Here is a 22,475-nt window from a genome sequence, read left to right as displayed (position 1 = left end):
GGGTGGGGTGGTGGGTTCTGGGGTGGTTTTTTTTGTGGGGTTTCTTTTTGTTCCCCCCTCGCCCCCCCCCCTACAAAACGACTCTGACCCCATGAACTACGCAAGCGCTGCAGTTCCTCGAGCACCTGAATATCAGCGAGGTCCTGCAGGCGCCCAGTCCGCTTTGACTCGATCAAATTTCGTATAGAGACGGTCGGTACAGCCACACCGTCTACGGTGAACACGGCGACATCGCGCTCCGCGTCGCGCCACTGGAGATTCCAAGCTCGGGTAAGGATGTCAACGTTCGGTGTGTCACCGATCATCGTGACACCACGCGAGATGACGTCGGCCGCCGTCAATTCTGCGGCGACACCGAAGGGCAGGTGGCCCAACGCCCGCAAGACACGGTCGGCATTCTCCAGGGTCGGGTCGATCAGAATGTCGACGTCGCGGGTCGCTCGCGTCGTGCCCCAGAGCTGCATCGCGATGGCGCCAACCACCAGGTAGCGCGCCTCCTCCGCGTTCAACAGCCGACAGACCTGCGCGACGCGACTGCTCGGGGCTGTCACGCCGAGCCGCCACCAGCACGTTGCCACGCCAGGAACTCGTCGAAGGAAGCGAAGGTGCGTGGCGCGGTGACCTGTTCCGACACGCGCGACGTCTCCTCTGCCTCGTGCACCCGCTCCTCCGCGGTCATCGCTACGTCACGAAGCAGTTGCGCGCGCCGTGAACTGCCAAGAGCGTCCGCCGGCTCGCCCTGCTCGACCTCAGCCGCATACCGGCGCACCGCCTCTGCCACGATCCAGCTGCGAGACCGATCTTGCTGCTTCGCCAGCCGATCGGCGGCCGCGAGGTCCGCTTCGGGCAGCGTGATGGCGATTCGAGCATATGGCGTTCGTGAAGACATATCAAATCATACCCAGTAATACTGGCGCTTGCAATGCTCAGCAACTCCTTTCGCATAGCCGGATCTTGGAAGTGACCGAGGTGATCATGCACGCCCTCGATCACGTCGGTCCCGGGTGCGGTGCGAAGAAATGCGCGATCTCATTCGCCAGGGTGGTCGATCATGACCGCCTTCCCCGATATGCTCGGCGCGTTGTATGGCGCGGCCGAACTGGCCGCGCCATGCAACGCGCCCTACTACGCGCCGAGCTACGCTTCGACCAGCGGGCGATCAGAACGCGTACCGCAGTCCCGCTTGAATCTGTCGTGGATCACCCAGCCCGCTGCGAATCGTGCCGTCGAAGTTGAACAGCAGTGATCCGAACGCGGGGTCGCGGAAGTTGTTGCGGCCGAGCACGTTGAACACTTCGAGCGTGGGCTCGATGCTTTGTCCGCGCTTGAGTTTGACGGGACGGGACAACTTGAGATCCCACGTGGCGAACTCGTTGCCACGGCGCAAGGTATTGCGGTCCAGGATCGTACCGTTCGCGCAGACGCGGTCGCTCGCGGAGGCCGCGCGCTTGCCGCTGGGCCGATTGTTCTCACACTTCTCGCTGATGGGCTGTGCCGACGCATAGCTCACCCGATTGTTCAGCAGAAACGCCCCGGGTAACCGCGAGATCGTATACAAGTTGATCCGGCGACGTTGATCGCGATCGCTGTAGCCGAACTCCCGGTCCAGCCGATTCGCGTTGGCGTAGCGGAACACGAACGGGTCGCGCTCGTTGTCGTCGTCTGACTTGTCCGACGCGAGCGTGTAGTTGAAATCGAACTGCAGCGCCGTGCCGGTACGACGCGCCAGCCCGACCGTGAGGCCATGGTATTCACTGCGGGCGCTGCTCTCCACCGTGGTGAGATCGCCGATGCCGTTTCCGTTCGGAAGGCCCGTGGCAAACGGCCGACCGAATACCGCATCGTTGCGGTTCACGAATCGCGTGAGTCGATCCGACTTGGCGAATGTGTACGACGCGGAGGCAACGAGCCCCTGCGGACCGAACGCGCGCTCATAGGCGGTCGACGTGCTGAAGGTGCGAGGATTCTTGTAGTCCTTGTCGACCACGAAGATGCCCGGCTGGAACGGCACGCTGTTGGCCGCCGGTGCTGGCAACAGCTCGTCGATGCGCGGCGGACGGCCAAGGATGCCCGTGAGTTCGCTGTTACGGAATATCGTCTGACCGATGGAGCCGTTGTTGTTGCGGACCGACGCGAAGTTGAGCGCTGCCACGCGTGCGTTGTACACGCCGGCCGAGAAGCGCAGCACTTCCCGCCCGTCACCAGCCCGATCCCAGGCCACGCCGAACCGCGGCTGGAACATCGTGAGGTCAGACGGAATGGTGCCATCCGAGGGAAAGGTGTAGCTCCCGGTCGAATTGGTGACCGTCTTGCCGATGAAGGGCGCGAAGAACACCTGACTCGGGTCGGTCAGCACTTCCGGCTGCTTCTGTCCTTCCCACCGCACCCCGTAGTTCACGGTGAGGTTGGGTGACGGCTTCCATGTGTCCTGGAGGAAGACGGCCATGTCGACTTGCTTGAGCGACTGCGTCCCCGATTGTTCCACGGTGCGTCCGCCCACGCCCGCTTGCTGCAGATATAGCAACACCGGCCCGCTGATGGTGCTGCCGGCCGGGCATGCGCCGTTGTTGTTCGACGTGCCGTTGGAGCACTGCACGTAGCTATTGCCCTGCCGCGCGTAATTGATGAATCCCGAGACGCTGTTGAAGATGAATCGACCGTTCGCGAAGCCCACGAACGTTTGTGTCGAGTTCACGAAGTTCACCTCGGCGCCGGCCTTGAAGAGGTGATTGCCGCGCACGGCACTCACGTTGTCGAGCAACTGTACGCGGGTGTCGTAGTACTCCACAGGAATGAAGAACGGACGGCCCAGGCGGTACGCACTCCTGAAGTCCATGGCGATATCGGGAAAGTCGCGACCACCGGGTAGCCTCGGCGCGTCGTATTCCCGCGGCCGGTCCTCGCGCGAGAATTGAAAGCGCAGTTCGTTCGACAGCGTGTTGGTCAGCTGGCTCGCCAACGACCCGCTGACGGCATTGCTGAAGCCGCGTTCGATCGCGTTGGCGCTCGCTCCCCACGTGTCGACGTCGAACGTCCCGTTCACCTGACGGCTGTTGGTGAAGTTGTACTTGGTCGACAAGAGATTCCTGTCGTTCAGCCGCACGTCGATCTTGGCCAGGAACACCTGCGCGTCGTTGGTGCGATCGATCGGCGCAAAGTCATTCTTGAGCGCGCCGCCGAACGCCGTGCTCAGAAAAGTGGTCAGGCTGTCGAACGCGGAACTGCGCGGACGATTCTGCTGCTTCGTTTCGGTGAACGACTGCTGATCGTAGGCGGTGAAGAAGAAGGCCTTGTCGCGAATGATCGGCCCTCCCAGCGTGAATCCCAGCTGGTGCTGTCGAAAATCGGGATTGAGCGTCACGCCATTGCCCTTGAGATCGCCCGACAGTGCGCTGTTCTTGCCGAAATAGTGCACGGTGCCTTTGAACGTGTTGGTGCCACTCTTGGTCACCACGTTCACGAATCCGCCGGCCGAGCGCCCGAACTCCGCGTTGGCGCCCTGGCTGGTGACCACGAGCTCCTGCACCGCATCGAGATTGAACGTGAACGGTGGGCGCTGTCCGCCGCGCTGCTCTCCGAAGAACGGATTGTTGAAGTCGGCACCATCCACGCTGACGTTGTTGAAGATGCCGCGCTGGCCGGCAATCGAGAGCACGTCGCCGTCTGGCCCCTGCGTGGTGGCGACACTGGGCGTGAGCAGTGTGAGCGACAGGAAATTACGACCGTTGTTCGGAATACTCTTCACGGCCTCTTCCGACAGCGTGGACGACACTTCGGTGCGAGAGGTGTTCACGGGGGTTGCCGCCTTGTCGGTCACCTTCACGGAGGCCAGTTCTGTGGCGCGGCGCTCGAGCGCGAACGACGCCTCCACCACCTGACCGACCCGCACGACAATGTCGCGACGTGACACCGATTCGAATCCAACGGCGCGTACGGTCAGTTCGTAGCGACCGAGTGGCAGCAGCGTGGCGACAAACAATCCGCGATCGGACGTACGGAGGGTCCGGGTAAGATTCGTTTCCTGATTGCGCAGCGTCACGACGGCGTTGGCAATCGGTGCGCCGTCGGGCTGCGCTGCAACCCCTCGGATGACACCAGTGGTGGCTTGCGACTGCGCGCTCGCCGCTCGGGGATGACCCGCAGCGGCCAGCAGCGCAAAGCTGAGCGCCACAAGCATTCTCAAGGCAGGACTCAACATCGTTATACAACTCCTTCGGTAGAGGACAGTCGCGTCGGGGCGGGTCGGGGCGGGTCGGGGCGGGTCGGGGCCGGTTGGGTCCGCCGTCTCGTCCCACAATGTTGCAGCAAAACAGGCGGTCACGGAACTGGTACCGTCGGAACAACGACTCTGACCCCTTGAACCCACACTCGCCGAGCGGCGCCGTCGTCTCAATCCGCCATTCCTGTTCGGCATGGACGTGCAGGCGGCCATCGATGCGTCGCGCTTGCGTCCCTACGACCGTCAGCGCGTGGCGCTCGAGCCGCCGATCGGCGATGGCGTGCGCCACCCGCTCGTGGCGATGGGGCACGTGCTGATCGAGCAGCCCACGGTCGCCTTTGGCGGCGCACAGGCGATCGTGCGCCTGCCCAAGGGGTTTGCGGCGGGGAGTGATCCGCGCAAGGACGGGATGGTGGTGGGGTGCTGAGGCGTGGGGCGGTGCGCAGTCTTACAGCGCGATCGGCTGACGCTTTCGGCACGTCGCGCGGTCGCGCGCTGAGAGCGCGCCCGCTTGGCGGAGCACCAGTGACGTATCCAAGGTGAACAGCTTCCAGCGCACGATGGACGCGACCGGCAGTCCGGTGGGCGTGAGATCGCGAATGGGTACATCCCCTGGCCACTTCTTGTGCGCGGCGGTGGTGATCATGGCCAGCACCAGATGGTGCGAACTGTCGTTGAAGGCGGTCGCCGAACAGACCAGTGCCGGGCGCCGCTTCGACGCGTCGCGGTCGGAGAAAGGGAAGGGCACGACCACCACGTCCCCGGGGCTATAGGTCGGCATAGGCCGCATCGTCGCGTGCCGAATCCCATTCCGGAGCCAGCGTGGCCTCGAGCTCCTGCAACTCGGCGTCGGCGGGCAGGGCGCGCCGTACACGCACCCCGTCGCGCTCAATGAGGAACTCGATGCGGTCACCGGCCGTGAGGGTCAGCGCCTCGCGTACGGCGCGGGGAATCGTGGCCTGATACTTGGACGTGAGCGTGGACACGGGCATGGCACTCCTCCGCAATACGTAAGTTAGGTAATACGTATTACGGTAATGGCGGAGAGGATCGCTGGCAATCGCGTCGTGGCCGCCATAATACCGTCAACGGCACGAACGGTCGTCATCGCGCCACCGCGAGGGATGCCCTGTCAACCCGCGTCACCGCGCGTCACCCACCCCCTACCCCTTCAGCCGATCCGCCAACCGCAGCGCCAGCGCCACCAGCGTCAATGTGGGGTTGGCCGATCCCGCTGTGGGAAACACCCCCGCGCCGGCCAGATACAGGTTGCCCAGTCCATGCACGCGGCAGTCGGCATCGACCACGCCCTGTTTCGGATCCTGATGCATACGGGTGGCGCCGGTGTCGTGCCAGCCGCCGCTCACGAGCGATGGCCACGTGAGGTCGTCGCTCAACAGCCAGTCGCGCAGCTGCACGCGCCCGATGCCGAGTCGCCCGAACTCGCGGCCTACGCTCGAGTACAGCGTGCGCATGCTGTGCTTGTCGAGTGCGGTGAGCTGCCAGTCGAAGCGCACGCGCGGCACACCGAGCGCATCGCGTTCACTGGAGAGCGTAATGCGTGAGTTCGGATTGGGCGCCTGCTCTTGCCGCGTCATGAGCGTGAAGAACGGCTTTGCCCGAACGCGTTCGGCATCGTACACCTGCTCGGTGGACTTCATGTCGGCCGTCAAGCTGTCCTTCGTGGCACGCCGGTAGAGCTCCACATCTTCCGGGGATTCCGCTTCGAACGTGCTGCGGGCCTCGCCCGACTCCGGTGCCGGTTCCACCGCCACCGTGGCGTTCAATACGCCGCGAGCCTGCTGCTGCGCGTCCGTGAGACGCAACTCGGCGCGTGCCTTGGTGACGCCGAAGTCGTACGCGTAGTGCTGCATCGACTGCGGCCGCGTGAGTACGGCGGTACCGGCCGGCATTTCGAGGTGTTCGGCGAAGTACCGGCCCACCTGATCGTGCGCGTTGCCAAGCCCCGTCGTGGCGCGCTCGTTGGACGCCAGCAGCAGACGCACGTTCTGCATGGTGCTGCAGGCGAGGACGAACTGCGTGGCCCGTACGCGGAGCGTGCGCCCATCGAACTGGCGCACCTGCACGGCGTCGATCGCGCGGGCACTCTCGTTGGCGACCACGCTGACCACATTGGCGTGCGTGTAGAGGTGCACGTTGGGCGCATCGACCAAGGCGCGTCGGAACTTGGAGCCGAAGCGCGTCGGGGCACTGAACTGCCACACCTTCTCCTCGAGCACGGTGCGATCGAGCGGCAGTCGCTCGCGGCGCGGGTCCTGCTGCTCCCAGAACGCGCTGCGGTAGTCGAACGGCCCGAGATCGAGCAACGGATGCGCTCGCGCGTAAAACGGATCGAGCTGTGCGCGCGTGATGGGCCATCCACTGTGCGGCACCCAGGCTCGCGTGGTGAAGTCAATCGGATCCAGCGGTGCGCAGAACCCACCCCAATGCCCCGTGGTGCCACCGAAGTAGTGTAGGCGCGTCGCGTCCAGCGGGTAGTATGGCCGTCCTACCACCTCACCGCGATACAACGCCTGCATGGGCCCTTCGAGGTCGAACCCACCGCCTTCGAGCAACAGCACGCGGGTCGATGTACCGACAAACTCCATGGCGATCGCGATGCCGGCCGCACCGGCGCCGACGATACAGAGGTCGCCGTCGAGCCGCGTGCCATCGGGGAGCGACAAGGCATCGGTATGCATGTGGGTCGGCTCAGCCCTGCAAGCTGAACAAGCCGCACTGACGCGCTTCGTTCACCGAGAGCATCCATCCGGCGGGGAACACCACACGCCCGTCCGTGAAATCCGCCGTGATGAGGGCCTCGAGCGATGGGTACGGCGACCACCGCAAGCCGCGGAGCTGCTGGGCACCCCGGGCAATCGCCGCGCGCAGCGTTGGCGCGGTGGATTCGGCCGGGGTGGCACGACGATACGCCTGCCCGATCTCGCGCACCCGCGTGGGGCCAAGCGTCGGCAACAGCGTCGGCTGCATCAGGGTGGCATCGTCGTAGGGCGCGTCTGGCGAGCAACCACCCACCAGCGTGAGCCCGGCGACGGTACACAGCGCCCCCTGCAGAAAGGCGCGGCGGTCGGGGTGGCTCGACGATGGCATCCGGCGAACGTAGGACGTTGGCGCCGACGTCACAAGCACGGCGAGACAAGTGGTCGTGTCGCATTCCACGCATCTTATTCAGTCGCGCCGGTGTTTGGTCGATGCTCCAGACGTGTCCATTCGTCCTGTCTTCCACGATCCCTCCGGCCGTCGCGGCCGCGCGTTGCGTTCCGTCCTCGTCGGGTTGGGGGCCGCTGTCGCTCTGCTAGGCGGCTCATTTGCCATCGGTGTGCTGCAACCGCCGGTGGTCGAGCCGCTGCCCATCGCGACCAGTCTGGCCTCACGGCGCGTCGGTCGGGCCGACGCCTCGACCCTGCGTCCCTGTGCGACGCGATGCCCACCCATGGCGACGGCGCGCCATGTCGGCACGCCGGTGTCGGACCCGATCGTGGCCGGCTTCGTCGTCCAATGGGACGCCGGCAGCCGCGCAGCGCTGAAGCGCTACGGCGATCATCTCGACTGGGTCATCGTGGAAGGCGCGTTCCTCGGCCGCGGGAAGCCGGGCGAGATCACGATCACGCTCGATGAGGATCTGCTCGACGAGGCACGGCGATTGGACCTCGGCGTGCATCTCATGCTCACCAATTTCGGCGCCTCGGGCTTCGATTCCACGCTCGTATCGAGCGTGGTCGGGACACCGGCCACACGGGCGCACGCGGTGCGTCAGCTCATGGACGTGGTGCGACTCCACGATCTCAAGGGCGTCACGCTCGACTACGAGTTGGTGCCGGCCGCCGAGCATCCGCAGGTGCTGGCGTTTATTGCGGCACTGCGTAGCGCGCTCGCGCCACTCGGGGCGGTGGTGTCGGCCGCGCTGCCGATCAGCGAAGGTGACGGCTATCCGCTGGCCGCCTACGGGGCGGCGCTCGACTACGCGATCCCCATGCTGTACGACGAGCATGCGGACAACACCGAGCCGGGGCCGGTGGCGAGTGCGCCGTGGTTTGCGGCACGCCTCGACGCGGTGCTTGACGCCATTCCCGCGCAGAAAGTGCTGGCGGGCCTCGGGCAGTACGGCTACCACTGGCGCAGCGACCGAAAAGAAGCGGCCACCGTGAGCGTGAGTGAAGCGATGGCTCTCGGCCGCGTCACGCGGAGCGGGCCGTGGTTCGACGGGCGTACGCGAAATCCGTATGCCACGTGGCGCGACGGGCAGGGGGTCGCGCACACGGTGTGGTATCTCGACGCGGCGACGGCGTGGAACCAGATCACCGTGGCCCATGCCACCGGTGCGGCGGGGCTTGCGTTCTGGCGATTGGGTGGCGAAGACGCCACGCTCTGGAGGGTGCTGGCGCGCACCGGGCGGACCGGTTCGCCCAGCGATCTGCGCGACCTGCCGAACGACGGCGTATCGGTGATCGTCGGCGAGGGGGAGGTGCTGGCGGTCGAACGGCAGTCGGGACGCGGTGAACGGTCCGTCACGGTGGATGCGCGCGGCTACGTGCAAGGCGAGACGATCACGAAGTCCGCCGGTGGCTATCTGATCTCGCGTGGTGGCGCCGGGTCGCGCCGGGTGGCACTCACCTTCGACGACGGCCCCGACGACCGCTTTACGGCGCCAATCCTCGACACGCTGAAGTCACGACACGCCGTCGCCAGCTTTTTCGTGGTCGGTCGTCAGGTGCAGCGGCTGCCCGAGCTGACACGCCGCATCGTCGCGGAGGGGCATGAGATTGGCAATCACTCGTGGAGCCATCCCGATTTTGCGGGTTTGAGCGAGCAAGCCATTTCGATGGAGCTTGCCGCGACCGGCCGTGTGATTGAAGCGGTGACTGGTCATCGACCGCTGTTGTTTCGTCCACCGTACATCGGTGATGCCAGTCCGAGTACCGACGAGCGCCTGCGGCCGATGGCGGTGGCGAATGAGCTCGGCTACCGCGTGGCCGGTCTCGAGATCGACAGCAAGGACTGGTTCGAAGACAACCCGCAGCAGATTGTGGCGAACGCGCTCGATGCGTTGTCGCGGAAGAACGGCCGCATCATCCTGCTTCACGACGCGGGTGGCGACCGGACGAGCACGCTGGCGGCGCTCGGGCCGCTGATCGACTCTTTGCGCGCGCGTGGCTACGAGCCGACCACGGTTGCCGGCCTGCTCAATGTGTCGCCGCAAGCGGGTACGCCGAGCGCACCGAGCGGGGAAGCGTCACAGCGCGTGTTGAATCTCGTCGCGCTGCGCATGGCCAGTGTGGGCGAAACGTTGATCGTCAGTGCATTCCTGGTGGCGCTCGTGTTGGGACTGCTGCGCATGTTCGGGATCGGGACCCTCGCCGCGCTGCAGCGGTTCGTGCCGCGGTATGGGCGCCGCGTGGAGGACGCGGACTACAAGCCAATGGTGTCGGTGCTTGTTCCGGCGTACAACGAAGGGCGGGTGATCGCCCGCACGGTGCGCTCGGTGCTGGCGCAGGAATACGACGCGTTCGAAGTGCTGGTGATCGATGATGGTTCGTCGGATGACACCGCTGACGTGGCGGCACAGTGCAGCGATGACCCGCGCCTGCGCGTGGTGCGGCAAGTGAACGGCGGCAAGGCGGCCGCGCTCAACAACGGGATCGCGCACGCCACGGGTGACATCATCGTGGTGATCGACGCCGATACGCTCCTCGTGCCTGACGCGATCCGGCACCTGGTGCATCCTCTCGCGGATAGTCGGGTGGGTGCGGTGGCGGGCAACGCCAAGGTGGGCAATCGGGTGAACTTGATCACCCGATGGCAGGCAGTGGAGTATGTGACGAGCCAGAATCTCGACCGCCGCGCATTCGTCATGCTGAACTGCATCACGGTGGTGCCGGGCGCCATTGGCGCGTGGCGTCGCAGCGCGGTGGTGGCGGCCGGTGGATTCCGCACCGATACGCTGGCGGAAGATCAGGATCTCACGTTGACGCTGCTGCGTGGCGGGCATCGCGTGGCACTGGCCGATCGCGCGGTCGCGTTGACGGAAGCGCCCGAGACCTTCGACGCCCTGCTGAAGCAGCGATTCCGCTGGAGCTTCGGCACGCTGCAATGCGCCTGGAAGCATCGCGGGGCGCTGTTGCGGCCATCGGCCGGTGCGCTCGGCATCGTGGGGCTGCCCAACATCTGGCTCTTTCAACTGCTCTTCCCGTTGCTGGCCCCCGCGGCCGACATCGCGTTGCTGGCCACGATTGGGCGACTCGCGGTCGAGACGCCGGCGTTGGGGTGGCACGCGGCGTGGGTGCACGCCGAGCCGGTGCTGGCGCTGTACGCCTTCTTCTTGTTGATCGATACGGTGACGGCGGTGCTGGGCGTGGCCTTCGAGCCCGAGGAACGGTTGTCGCAGGCACTGTTGGTGCCGCTGCAACGCCTTGCCTATCGGCAGGTGTTGTATCTGGCGCTGGTGAAGGCGATGCGCGCGGCGTTGAAAGGCTGGGCGCCGGGGTGGGGGAAGCTGGAACGCACGGGGCACGTGACGGCGTAGGGTTTCAAGGGGTCAGAGTCGTTGAACGCTAGGGTTTCAAGGGGTCAGCAGTTTCAAGGGGACAGAGACGTTGAACGGTCGCCATGACCCGCTTCCAACGACTCTGACCCCTTGAAACGTTCAACGACTCTGACCCCTTGAAACTGACCCCTTGAAACTGGGACTGACGCGCGCTGGTCCTAGCCCTACTCGTCGACGCCCTGCCGCAGCTGCCGAACGGCGCGCAGCACCAGCGCATCGATCGGCGTCGAGGCCGGCGTGAGTCCGCTGGCGATCGCGAGCAACTCCTTTCGCATGGCCGGATCCCAGAAGTGCACGAGATGATCGCGCACGCCCTCGATCGCATCCGTCTCGGGGTATGGTGCGAAGAAGTGGGCGATCTGATTCGCCATGCGTACGAGGGTTTCAGCCTCCATCCGTCTCCTCCGCAGGAAATCGCACCACCCGACCGTCAAACTCGCCGCCCACCCGGCAGGCCAGCGGCAGTTGCAGCGCCGTCGACCATTCGAGCGCCATGGTGGTCGGCGCCGACACGGTGGCCAGCAGCAGCGTGTGGGCCACGGCGGCTTTGTACACCAACTCGTAGCTGCAGCGGCTGCTCATGACCACGAAGCCCGGCTTCGCGAGCGCGGCGCCGCGCGCGCGGGCACCCATCAGCTTGTCGAGCGCATTGTGGCGCCCGACATCCTCGCGCACCAGTTCGATGTCTCCGTTCACGCCGCACCACGCGGCCGCATGCACCGATCGCGTGGCGGCGTTGATCGGCTGGTGAGCCGGCAGTTCGGTGAACGCGCGCAGAATGGCGGCGTCGCCGACGTCGGTGTAGCGCCGCTCCGTGATGGCGGTCGTTCCGCGTGCGTGCAGCTGGGCCAGCGATTCGAGGCCGCACAGGCCACACGCTGTACTGCCCAACAGCGAGCGCGAGCGAACGGCCGTCGTGTCGAGTGCCGACTCAGGCACGACGATGTTCACGGAGACATCGTGCAGGAACTCCGACACGACCACGTCCGTCACGGCACGCGCGTCGCGGAGCACGCGCTCGGTGAGCGCGAGCCCCACGGCCAAGTCGGCGAGATCGGCTGGCGTGGCGAGCATGACGGTCCACGGCGTGCCGTTCAGTGCGATCTCGACGGGTGCTTCTACGGCGATGCCCCATGTGATCGGTCGCGTGTCGCCACGCCCGTTCGACACGAACACTTCGCGCTGTTCATACGCGGCGCGTGCGACCTCGGTCGAGGGCACGTCAGTCACCCGGCCGCACCTCCACCGCGGTGACCTTGTACTCCGGGCAGTTGGTGGCCCAGTCGGAATACTCGGTGGTGATCACGTTGGCCGACGAATCAGGATGGTGGAACGTGGTATACACGATCCCCGGTGCGACGCGATCGGTCACCTTGGCGTGCAACGTGATGGCGCCCTTCCGGCTCGCGACATGCACGTGGTCCCCATTGCCGATGCCGCGCACCTCGGCGTCGTGCGGATGGATCTCGAGCACGTCCTCGTCGTGCCACACGGTGTTCGCCGTCCGTCGCGTGGCCGTGCCGACGTTGTACTGCGACAGCACGCGTCCAGTCGTAAGCAGGAGCGGGAAGCGGCGCGTCGACTTCTCGTCGGTCGGCACATACTGCGTGATCAGGAAGCGGCCCTTGCCCCGCACGAATGCGTCTTCGTGCATGATGCGTGTGCCGAGCGGCGTGCGGTCGTTGCACGGCCACTGCACGCTGCCCACGCGATCCAGATGCGCGAACGACACACCCGCGAACGTCGGCGTGAGTGACGCGATCTCGTCCATGATCTCGGCCGCATTGCGGTAGTCCATGGGATATCCCATGGCCGTGGACAGCCGGCACACGATCTCCCATTCCGACAGTCCCGTGCGCGGCGGCATCACCGGTCGCACACGATTAATGCGCCGCTCTGCGTTCGTGAACGTGCCGTCTTTCTCGAGGAAGGCGGTACCCGGGAAGAACACGTGCGCGTACTTCGCGGTCTCGTTCAAGAACAGGTCCTGCACGACCACCAGCTCCATCGCGCGCAGGGCGTCGGTCACGTGCTTCGTGTCCGGATCGGACTGCGCGATGTCCTCGCCGTGAATGAAGATGCCGTGGAAGTGCCCGGCCGTGGCGGAGGCGAGCATGTTCGGGATGCGCAGCCCCGGCTCCGCGTCGAGGGCCACGTGCCACGACTGCTCGAACTGCGCGCGAATGGTGTCGTCGCTGATATGTCGGTAGCCGGGCAGTTCGTGCGGGAACGAACCCATGTCGCAGGCGCCCTGCACGTTGTTCTGACCGCGCAGTGGATTCACGCCGGTGCCTTCGCGGCCAAGCTGTCCCACGGCCATGGCCAGATTGGCGATGCCCATGACCATGGTGCTGCCCTGGCTGTGCTCCGTGACGCCCAGGCCATAGTAGATGGCCGAGTTGCCACCGGTGGCGTACAGGCGAGCGGCGCGTCGCACGTCGTCGGCAGGAACACCACTGAACGCCTCGGTGGCCTCCGGTGAGTTCTCCGGCAGCGCAATGAAGTCGCACCACTGCGCGAAGGATTTCGCGTCACACCGCTCCGCCACGAAGGCGTCGTGCACCAACCCCTCGGTGACGATGACATGTGCCATCGCGTTGATCACGGCGACGTTGGTGCCGGGCCGGAGGGGCAGGTGATAGGCCGCCTGAATGTGCGGGCTGCGTACGAGATCGATACGGCGTGGATCGATGACGATGAGCTTGGCGCCCTGTCGGAGCCGACGCTTCATGCGCGACGCGAACACCGGATGTGCATCGGTGGGGTTGGCGCCGATCACCACGATCACATCGGCATGCGCCACCGATTTGAAGTCCTGCGTGCCAGCCGACGTGCCAAAGGTTTGTTTGAGGCCGTAGCCAGTGGGCGAATGACAGACGCGGGCGCAGGTGTCGATGTTGTTGTTGCCGAACGCGGCGCGCACCATCTTCTGCACCAGATACACTTCTTCATTCGTGCAGCGCGACGACGAGATTCCGCCGATGGCACCGCGTCCGTGCTGCGCCTGAATGGCGCGGAACCGCCCGGCCGCATAGGCGATGGCCTCGTCCCAGCTGACTTCGCGCCAGGCATCGGTGATCTGCTCACGGACCATCGGCGCGAGTACCCGGTCACGATGGCTGGCGTAGCCCCAGGCGAAGCGCCCCTTTACGCAGGAATGCCCTTCGTTCGCGCCGCCGCTCATGTCGGGGACCATGCGCACCACATCGTTGCCCTTCATCTCGGCGTTGAACGAGCAGCCGACACCGCAGTACGCGCAGGTCGTCTTCACCGTGCGATCGGGCTGACCGGCCGCGATGACGCTTTTCTCGGTGAGCGTGGCGGTGGGGCAGGCCTGTACGCAGGCGCCGCACGACACACACTCCGACGCCAGGAACGATTCGTTCATGCCAGCGCTGACTTTCGAGCCGAACCCGCGATCGGTGATGCTCAGCGCGAACGTGCCCTGAATCTCGTCGCAGGCGCGCACGCAGCGTGAACAGACGATGCACTTGGCCGGATCGAAGGTGAAGTACGGATTCGACTCGTCCTTTTTGGCCTGCAGGTGATTCGCCCCGGCCATGCCATAGCGCACCTCGCGCAGCCCCACCGCGCCGGCCATATCCTGCAACTCGCAGTCGCCATTGGCGGCGCAGGTCAAGCAATCGAGCGGATGGTCGGAGATGTACAGCTCCATCACGTTGCGCCGCACCCGCGCGACTTTCTCGGTCTGCGTGCGCACCACCATGCCTTCCTCGACCGGTGTCGTGCAGGAGGCCGGAAGTCCCTTGCGGCCGGCGATGTCGACCACGCACAGCCGGCAGGAGCCGAACGCCTGCAGCGAGTCGGTGGCGCAGAGCTTGGCGATGGCAACACCGGCGCTGCGTGCGGCGTGCATGACCGACGTTCCGGCCGGCACGGTGATCGCGATGCCATCGATGGTGAGCTGCACCGTCGTCGTCGACATGGTCAGAGATCTCCGGCAAAATGCTTCATCACGCTACGCACTGGCATCGGCGCGAGGCCGCCCAGCGCACAGAGTGAGCCCAGCTCCATCGTTTCGCACAACTCGTCCAGCAGCTCCCAGTTCTTGCGCTTCGCCTCACCGCGACGGATGCGGCCGATGACTTCCACGGCGCGCGTCGAGCCGATGCGGCAGGGGGTGCATTTGCCGCACGACTCGTGGGCGCAGAAGGCCATCGCAAACTCGGCCTGCGCGCCCATGTCGACCGTGTCGTCGAACACCACGATGCCACCGTGGCCCAGCATCGCGCCAATGGCAGCGAAGTGCTCGTACCCCAGTAGAGTACCCCACTGTGACTCGGGCAGGTACGCGCCCAGCGGCCCTCCCACCTGGATGGCCTTGATGGGGCGCCTGCTGTAGCTGCCGCCGCCGAAGCGCGTGATGAGATCGGTGAGGGTGATCCCGAACGGCACCTCGACGATGCCGCCACGCATGACGTTGCCGCCGAGTTGGAAGGGCATCGTACCCGTGGACCGCTCGACGCCGAAGCCGGCGTAGTGTGCACCGCCGTGCGCCACGATGGCGGACACGGCCGCCAGCGTCAGCACGTTGTTGATGACGGTGGGCTGGCCGAACAGCCCTGAACGGGCGGGCAGCGGGGGCTTGGCGCGCACGACGCCACGCTTGCCTTCGAGGCTCTCCAGCAGCGCGGTTTCTTCGCCGCAGATATATGCGCCGCCGCCTACGCGCAGCGCGATGTCGAACGCGTTCGCTGTACCCATCACGCGCGATCCAAGTACGCCGGCGTCGCGCGCGATCCGCAGCGCGCGGGTCATCACGTGAATGGTGTGCGGATACTCGGATCGCAGGTAGATGAAGCCGCGGGTTGCTCCTACGGCGAGTCCGGCGACGATCATGCCTTCGACGAGCTGGAAGGGATCGGCCTCCATCAGCAACCGGTCGGCGAACGTGCCCGAATCGCCTTCGTCGGCGTTGCACACGATGTACTTGGTGGCCGACTCCGCGTTGAGCACGGTCTGCCATTTGATACCGGCGGGGAACGCTGCGCCACCGCGTCCGCGCAGCCCCGACGCGTTCACTTCGTCGATGATGGCCTGCGGGGTGACCGTGAGCGCATGCTCGAGACCAGCCCATCCGCCGTGCGCGCGGTAGTCGCTGAGCGAGAGTGGATCGATGATGCCGACGCGTCGGAAGGTGATGCGATGCTGGTCGCGCAGCCAGGGGATGTCATCCACGAGGCCGATAGAGAGCGAATGGTCTGCGTTCGGCAACCGCCTGTCGGCGAATAACGCTGTGACCTGCTCAGCGGTGATGTTGGCGAACCCGACCCGACCTTGGGGCGTATCGATCTCGACGAGCGGCTCCAGCCAGTAGGCGCCCCGCGATCCGTTGCGGACGACCGCGATATCGAGCCCAAGCGCGTTGATTGCCGCGGCCACGGCATCCGCACCGACCGATCGCGCGGCGGTGTCGTTCGGTACGAACACGCGCACCGTACACGGCATGCCTCGAGCGGCAACGATGTCGCTCGAATCAGTCAGGTCGGTCACTGTGCCAGCCTCGCGATGCGCCGTCGTCAACGCCTCGTGCACCAACGCGTCCAACCGATCAGCCGTGACCCCGCCGTGCACGGCGCCTCCGAGGCGCACCGACGGCCCGAGCGCGCAGTTGCCGAGGCAGTACACGGCTTCCAGCTGCACGCGACCATCCGGTGTGGTTTCACCAAGTTTCACCTGCAGGGATGACTCGGCGTGCCGCGCCAGCTCCCGGCATCCTACGGCCTGACAGGCTTCGGCCATGCACAGCTGTACCACGACGTCGCCGACTGGCTCCTCACGGAGGTCGCCGTAGAACGAGACGACGCCATACACCTCGGCACGCGACCGGTTGAACGCCTGCGCCACAAACCGGATCGCCGCTGGCGAAACATACCCGAATCGCTGCTGTACCTGCTGCAATACCGGCAGCAGGTAATCGGCGTCGGTTGGCGAACCGTCCAGCAGCGCCTGCAGTACCTCCAGTTCGTGGTCCACGTCGACTGGCATTCGCCGGTCCTTGGTCGATGATGATAGTCTGCGCGTTGTCAGTGTTGAAATACGTCGCGACGGTCGGGCTGGCTACCCCGTCGGGGTAGTGGTATGCGACATGAGATCCGAAATGCAGCGCGGGCCACCTCGGCAAGGTGGCCCGCGCTGGTGTTGCAGTACGGCGATGGCTTACGGCGCTTTCGTTGCCACGAAGCGGCCGCGGCTCACCACCGAATCCGGCTTGTCGGCCAGCATGTTGGCCGACGTGCCGACCAACTTGCCATCCTTCAGCCGACCCACCGAGCGAAACAGCAGCTTCGGACCCTTCGCGTCGGCAGGGTTGGCGTACGGCGTGCTCGACGCGATCATGCTGTCCGCGTCGAAGGTGCGGGTGAACGTGATCGCGTCCTTTTGGCCTTCGATCATCAATGTCCCCGTGGTGCCGTCAATATTCTTTGTCGTCCAACGCAGCGTGACGGAATCACTGGTCTCTCCCATGCTCATGCCATTCCATGATCCATCGACGTCAGCAGCGGTCAGCGGGGCCGCAGCCGCGGCCATCGTTGACGTCATGGCGGTGGAATCCACGGCCGGCGTGTCGCCCTTGGAACATGCCACTAGTGCTACGACCGTGAGAATTGCGAGTATGCGCATACCTTCCTCGTGTTCGCGGCCAAGAGGCCGCACGGTGAGTCGAACGGTTGCGGCAGAGTTCGAAGTATGCGCTCGACTATCTCGGGGCGCCAATGACGTGCAGTCGAGGTTGCTTGCCACGCAGTTTTGCCGCGGCGACCGTGATTCATGAGGTCGGCGTCGTTGACGGACGCGTTGAAGCTTACCGCGAGCGGTCGTGGTCTTTACCGCTTCAGGGGTGGCCCCGCCGGATGCTTCTCACACACCGGTGGCTGCTCCGCACTCCAGGCCATCGATGCGATGCGCCATCGGTCCGCGCTTTTCACGAGCGTGAACACGTCAGCACCGCAGTGCGACCACGCACCGTTGACGTAGAGGTCGTAGGGATACCAGACCATTGCCACGCCACCGCTCACCATGGCCTGCGGCGCGAAGCCGCGCTCGATGATTCCGGTCATCGGGGCGTTGCGCTGCGCCTCGCGCGTGCGCACCCGATACACGGTGACGCCATCGCGCGTGGACGTGGGGAACATCACGGCTTCGGGCACCATCAGGTCGGTGAATGCGACCACGTCACCGCGGGTGATCGCGGCCAGCGCAGAGTCGGCGACGGCGATGACGGCGGTGCGCGCATTGGGCGCCTTCGTCGAGGTTTGCGCGGTGGCCTCGCGGTGAGGAACGCTGATCAGCGCAATGGCAACGGCGATGGCAAGTGATGTACGCATGGGCGTCATCTGGGGAGTGAAAGGGGAGGTCGAATACATCTTACCGCGTGGACTTGACGAAGCGCACGTTCCGTACGCGCCCGCTGCTCATGAGCATGCCATTCACGGCCGCGTTACGTCCGCGCGTAAAGGCGACCTGAAAGTCCCCGATGAACGTGTCGCCATACGCCGGGCGCAGTTCCCGCTCGATCGCCCAGCGCGTGTTGAGCCGGATGGTGCTGTCCGTGGCGGTAACGACGTACGTCGCCCCGAGTTCTTCGCTGTAATAGCTGCCGGCCAGCTGCTCGAGCGCCGCACGTGACGACTGCGCGACGGCACGGCGTGTGAGGACGGTCGGGGTGCGCGTCGGCCACGACAACGTCCGGCGCACTAACCCGTTCGGCGTCACCATGAACTCGACGGGCTGTCCGGTGACCCAAAACGTCGTGTCGCTCAGCGCGACCAGCGCCGGTCCGGTCACGCGCCCGACAACCAGCGAGTCACCACGGCGTGTGATGAACGTCGGCGCACCGGTTACGGAATCGACCCACACTGCGGCCATGCGCGCCAGCGTTTTCGCCGACGGCGTTACGAGCGCACGCACCGGCTCCGATACTGGTGCGAGTTGATCACGGAGCATGACGTCCGCGACTCCGCGCATGAGCGCCGACGGCACGGCGGACGCGGCGTTGCACAGCACGGCGATCGAGAGACGCTGCGCGGGAAACGTGGCGATGTGCGCGCGATACCCTGCGTCAGCGCCACCATGGCCGACGACCGTGGCGCCGCGATACACCTCACGCGTGATCCCGAGCCCGTAGCCGCTCGTGTCACCATTGGCCAGCGTGGCGCTCGTCCACATGCGCTGCGTCATCTGCGCGTCGCCAACCACCGGCGTGGTGGCGTTCGCGGTCCACTTCAGCAAATCGCCCACGGTGGTGTACAGGCTCGTGGCGCCGTAGGTGTCGAAGTTCGGAATACTCACATGCCACTGGCCGTCGCCGCCGCGTGCATAGGCGGCCGCCCGGCCTTTCACCAGCATGGTGTAGTCGTCGTGAAAGTGAGACTGCGTCATGCCGAGCGGACCAAATACGCGTTGCTGGGCAAAGGCGCGCAGCGGCCCGCCACTGACGCGCCGCACGATCGTGCCGGCGAGGGTGAAGCCGGTGTTGCTGTACAGGTACTCGGTACCGGGCACGAAGTTGAGCGCCTGTTGCCTCGGCACGATCTCCAACACGTCGGCTTCGGTGATGCGATTCTCATCAAACCGACCACGCGCCATAGCCAGCAGATCCCATTGATCGCGCAGGCCGCTCGTGTGCGTGAGGAGATGCCGGATCGTGATACGGTGCCCGTAGTCCGGCAGCTCCGGCAGGTACTTTCGGGCGTCATCGTCCAGCGACAGCGAGCCGTCTTTCTCGAGCAGCAGCATAGCCGCCGCCGTGAACTGCTTGGAGATGGACGCCACATGGAAGATGGTGGCCGGCGTGATCGGTGCGCCGGTTTCCAGGTTGGCCATGCCATAGCCGTTCTGAAACACCAGCGTTCCATCGCGACTCACGCCCAGCGCGCAACCGGGGCCCTCGGCATCCGTCCACGTGGCAAACACCCGATTGATCCCGATGCGGATACTGTCGCTGAGCGCCATCTGCGCAGAGGCGGGGCGTGCCGACGCCAACAACACGACGGCAGCAAGGGCGTGGCGGGTGGCGGCGGAGCGCATGGTGGGGTGCGTGCGGAGAGGGACGGACAGTCGTCAATGAGAGCCAGAAGGTACCACCGCCGTGTCATACGGTCCACGCGCCGCCGCCGGTCGCCGTCTGGTCGGGTCGCGTGGTAAGTTGAGCCGATGCCGCCCCGACTTCGTACGCCTTGTGATCCCCGATGAGTAACGTCCGCGACGAGTTGCAAGCAGCGCTTGGGCCCGGCTACACCCTCGAGCGCGAGCTCGGTGGCGGCGGCATGTCGCGCGTGTTCGTGGCGCAGGAGCATGCACTGGGGCGCGACGTGGTGGTGAAGGTGCTCTCCCCCGAGCGCGCCGCCGCGTTGAGCGCCGAGCGATTTACGCGTGAGATCAAGCTCGCCGCGGCACTGCAGGAGCCGCACATCGTGCCGGTGCTCGTGGCGGGCACCACGAGTGACGGGCTGCCGTACTACACGATGCCCTTCGTGCGCGGCGACTCGTTGCGCGCGCGAATGGTGGCGGGCGCCGTGCCGATGCCAGAGGCGCTCGGCATTCTCCGCAACATCGCGCAAGCGCTGGCCTATGCGCACGAGCGCGGCATCGTGCATCGCGACATCAAGCCGGAGAACGTGCTGCTGTCGCGCGGCACCGCGGTGGTCACCGATTTCGGGATTGCGAAAGCGCTCTCGGCCTCGAGCACCAAGGCCGAGGGCAACACGCTCACGTCGTTGGGTACGTCCATTGGCACGCCGGCCTACATGGCGCCGGAGCAGGCGCTGGGCGATGTCAACACCGATGCACGGGCTGATCTCTATGCGTGGGGCGTGGTGGCGTACGAGCTCCTGTCGGGCGCGCATCCGTTTGCCGCGCGGAGCACGCCGCAGGCGATGGTGGCGGCGCACATCAGCGAAGCCCCGCCTACTTTTGACGCGGCCCGGTTGGGTGTAATTCGGGACGTGGCCGCACTGGTGATGCAGTGTCTGGAGAAGGACCCCTCGCAGCGTCCGCCGAGTGCGGATGTGCTGCTCGCTCGATTAGCCAGTGTGACCTCGGGCAGCGTCGAGCAAGCGGCGGCGCCGAGTCGGCGGCGCGCGCCACTTGTGGCGGCGGGCGTTGTGGTGGCCGCACTGGCTATCGGTGGCTGGGCTCTGCTTCGCCCGCGGGCTACGGAATCGAGCGCGTCGCGCAGCGGCACGGAAACAGGCCCCGTTGCGACCGACAGCGCATCGCCGGTGCGCTCGCTCGTGGTGCTGCCTTTCGAAAGCGTGGGTGGCGACACCGCCAACGCGTACTTCGCCGAGGGCATGGCGGATGAACTCTCGAACGCGCTGGGTAAAGTGCCCGGCCTGCAACTCGCCGGACGCAGTTCCGCCGCGGCGTTTCGCGGCAAGCAGAAGTCGGCGCAGGAGATCGGCGCCGCGCTGAATGTAGGCGGCGTGCTCGAAGGCACCGTGCGCCGCGCCGGCGGGAAGGTGCGCGTGTCCACGCAGCTCACCAACGCGCGTACAGGGTTGGTACTTTGGAACGACAGCTTCGAGCGCGATGCCCGAGACGTGTTCGCGGTGCAGGACGATATCGCGCAGGCGATCGTGCGCGAGTTGGAGGTCACGCTGGCGGGCGGTGCCGCGCCTGCAGCCAGGGCGGCCCGCGGCACCAGTGATCTCGAGGCGTACGATCTGTACCAGCGGGGCATGTATTTCTATCAGCGGCGTGGTCCGGGCGTGAGTCGCGCGCTCGACTACATGCAGCAAGCGGTGGCGAAGGATCCGCAGTTCGCCGATGCGCAGGCCGTGCTGGGACTGATCTGGCTCCAAATGGGGCTCTATACCAACACGCCCCTGCGCGATGCGCTTCCGCAGGCGCTGGCGGCGGGCAAGCGGGCGGTCCGTCTCGACTCCAACTCGGCCAATGCCTGGATTGCGCTCGGCGTGGCGCATACGTACGCGTATCAGTGGCGCGACGCGGACGCGGCGTTGCGGCGCGCGCTGCGTCTGAATCCGCAGAGTGTGCTGGCGCACTTTTACCTCTCCCGACTGCTGCTCTCGATCGGTCGCGTGGACGATGCGGTCGGTGAGATACAAAAGGCGACGACCCTCGATCCGGTCAATTTTCCGAGTGTCGTGATCTCCGCGATCACGCTCTCGGTTGCCGGTCGGCAGGTCGAAGCGATCGCGGCCGCCGAACGCGCCTGGGAATTGGACTCCACGAGTACGGTGGCACAGTCGCTGTCCGTGCTCGCCATGCTACGAGGTGGTCGGAAGGCCGATGCGCTCCGTCTGGCCGAGGCGACGCTGCGACTGGCGCGCGACACCGTGGATGCGACCGCCGCGGCTTACGTCATCGGGGCGACGGGCGACACGGCACGGGTCAGCGCCATGGCACGCGCGCTGGCCAGCCGCACGAAGGACCATCCACGCCTCAACTATTCGCTCGCGCGCGCATGGCTGGGCGCGCGCGATTCGGCACAGGCGCTCTCGGCACTCGAGCGGGCCATCGCGCGCCAAGAACCGATCATTGCGCTCATCCCCTTCTCTGATGCGAGCTACGATCCGATCCGCGCCACCCCGCGTTTCGCCGCCATCGTGCGCTCGCTCGGCCTGGACGTGGCGCTGTTCACGTCGCCCAGCGGGGGGCGGCCGCGGTGAGCGGGGCGGGAGCGTTCAAGGCGTTCAAGGCCTT

Annotated in this window: 17 protein-coding genes; 3 read left to right on the top strand and 14 right to left on the bottom strand. The window is 65.9% G+C overall.

The features are described from left to right. From RMP10_RS12270 to RMP10_RS12260, 3 genes are all read right to left on the bottom strand, one after another. On the bottom strand, positions 1-551 hold a 551-nt coding region (locus tag RMP10_RS12270), incomplete at its 3' end, for a hypothetical protein (RefSeq protein WP_310570529.1). After that, positions 548-889 carry a ribbon-helix-helix protein, CopG family gene (locus RMP10_RS12265; RefSeq protein WP_310570528.1) on the bottom strand — a complete coding sequence of 114 codons (342 nt, stop codon included), beginning with the start codon at positions 887-889 and terminating at the stop codon, positions 548-550. The genes RMP10_RS12270 and RMP10_RS12265, both read right to left, overlap by 4 nt. A 270-nt stretch (positions 890-1,159) precedes the next feature. Continuing rightward, positions 1,160-4,177, bottom strand: coding sequence for a carboxypeptidase regulatory-like domain-containing protein (locus RMP10_RS12260; protein ID WP_310570530.1), 3,018 nt, complete (start codon positions 4,175-4,177; stop codon positions 1,160-1,162). A 235-nt stretch (positions 4,178-4,412) separates the two neighbouring features. Between RMP10_RS12260 and RMP10_RS12255 the strand changes: the two genes are divergently transcribed. Continuing rightward, on the top strand, positions 4,413-4,646 hold the full coding sequence (locus RMP10_RS12255; protein WP_310570527.1) for a hypothetical protein: 234 nt from the start codon (positions 4,413-4,415) through the stop codon (positions 4,644-4,646). A gap of 21 nt (positions 4,647-4,667) precedes the next feature. Here RMP10_RS12255 and RMP10_RS12250 read toward each other — a convergent pair whose 3' ends face one another. The 4 genes from RMP10_RS12250 to RMP10_RS12235 form a co-directional block, all read right to left on the bottom strand. Continuing rightward, positions 4,668-5,000 carry a type II toxin-antitoxin system PemK/MazF family toxin gene (locus tag RMP10_RS12250; protein WP_310570526.1) on the bottom strand — a complete coding sequence of 111 codons (333 nt, stop codon included), beginning with the start codon at positions 4,998-5,000 and terminating at the stop codon, positions 4,668-4,670. Beyond that, positions 4,987-5,211, bottom strand: coding sequence for an AbrB/MazE/SpoVT family DNA-binding domain-containing protein (locus RMP10_RS12245; RefSeq protein ID WP_310570525.1), 225 nt, complete (start codon positions 5,209-5,211; stop codon positions 4,987-4,989). Before RMP10_RS12245 ends, RMP10_RS12250 begins: the two co-directional genes overlap by 14 nt. 171 nt (positions 5,212-5,382) lie before the next feature. Then, on the bottom strand, positions 5,383-6,921 hold the full coding sequence (locus tag RMP10_RS12240) for a GMC oxidoreductase (protein WP_310570524.1): 1,539 nt from the start codon (positions 6,919-6,921) through the stop codon (positions 5,383-5,385). 10 nt (positions 6,922-6,931) lie between these two features. Then, entirely contained in the window at positions 6,932-7,330 is a 399-nt protein-coding gene (locus RMP10_RS12235; RefSeq protein ID WP_310570523.1) for a hypothetical protein, read from the bottom strand. A 112-nt stretch (positions 7,331-7,442) separates the two neighbouring features. Between RMP10_RS12235 and RMP10_RS12230 the strand changes: the two genes are divergently transcribed. Then, a complete protein-coding gene (locus RMP10_RS12230) occupies positions 7,443-10,763 on the top strand; it encodes a glycosyltransferase (RefSeq protein WP_310570522.1) in 3,321 nt (1,106 codons plus the stop codon). Positions 10,764-10,948: 185 nt separating this feature from the next. Here the strand turns inward: RMP10_RS12230 and RMP10_RS12225 are convergent, their stop codons facing one another. From RMP10_RS12225 to RMP10_RS12195, 7 genes are all read right to left on the bottom strand, one after another. Then, positions 10,949-11,179: a formate dehydrogenase subunit delta gene (locus RMP10_RS12225; protein WP_310570521.1), complete on the bottom strand. Its 231-nt coding sequence runs from the start codon at positions 11,177-11,179 to the stop codon at positions 10,949-10,951. Then, a complete protein-coding gene (locus tag RMP10_RS12220) occupies positions 11,169-12,014 on the bottom strand; it encodes a formate dehydrogenase accessory sulfurtransferase FdhD (RefSeq protein ID WP_310570520.1) in 846 nt (281 codons plus the stop codon). Before RMP10_RS12220 ends, RMP10_RS12225 begins: the two co-directional genes overlap by 11 nt. Next, positions 12,007-14,730, bottom strand: coding sequence for a formate dehydrogenase subunit alpha (fdhF, locus tag RMP10_RS12215; RefSeq protein WP_310570519.1), 2,724 nt, complete (start codon positions 14,728-14,730; stop codon positions 12,007-12,009). Before fdhF ends, RMP10_RS12220 begins: the two co-directional genes overlap by 8 nt. Positions 14,731-14,732: 2 nt before the next feature. Then, positions 14,733-16,793 (bottom strand): NAD(P)H-dependent oxidoreductase subunit E, encoded by a 2,061-nt coding sequence (locus tag RMP10_RS12210; RefSeq protein ID WP_310570518.1) that lies wholly within the window; start codon positions 16,791-16,793, stop codon positions 14,733-14,735. Between the two features lie 171 nt (positions 16,794-16,964). After that, complete coding sequence (locus tag RMP10_RS12205; protein WP_310570517.1) at positions 16,965-17,429, bottom strand: hypothetical protein; 465 nt, start codon at positions 17,427-17,429, stop codon at positions 16,965-16,967. 203 nt (positions 17,430-17,632) lie between these two features. Then, positions 17,633-18,133: a hypothetical protein gene (locus tag RMP10_RS12200; protein ID WP_310570516.1), complete on the bottom strand. Its 501-nt coding sequence runs from the start codon at positions 18,131-18,133 to the stop codon at positions 17,633-17,635. Between the two features lie 40 nt (positions 18,134-18,173). Beyond that, positions 18,174-19,835, bottom strand: coding sequence for a serine hydrolase domain-containing protein (locus tag RMP10_RS12195; RefSeq protein ID WP_310570515.1), 1,662 nt, complete (start codon positions 19,833-19,835; stop codon positions 18,174-18,176). 161 nt (positions 19,836-19,996) lie between these two features. Here RMP10_RS12195 and RMP10_RS12190 point away from each other — a divergent pair, with 161 nt between their 5' ends. After that, positions 19,997-22,441, top strand: a complete 2,445-nt coding sequence (locus tag RMP10_RS12190; protein WP_310570514.1) for a protein kinase — start codon at positions 19,997-19,999, stop codon at positions 22,439-22,441. Positions 22,442-22,475: the final 34 nt, after the last annotated feature.

The sequence above is a fragment of the Gemmatimonas sp. genome (assembly GCF_031426495.1).
Taxonomy (GTDB): Bacteria; Gemmatimonadota; Gemmatimonadetes; order Gemmatimonadales; family Gemmatimonadaceae; genus Gemmatimonas.
The sequence above is the reverse complement of the archived record's forward strand: the minus strand, read 5'-3'. Positions and strand labels throughout refer to the sequence as shown.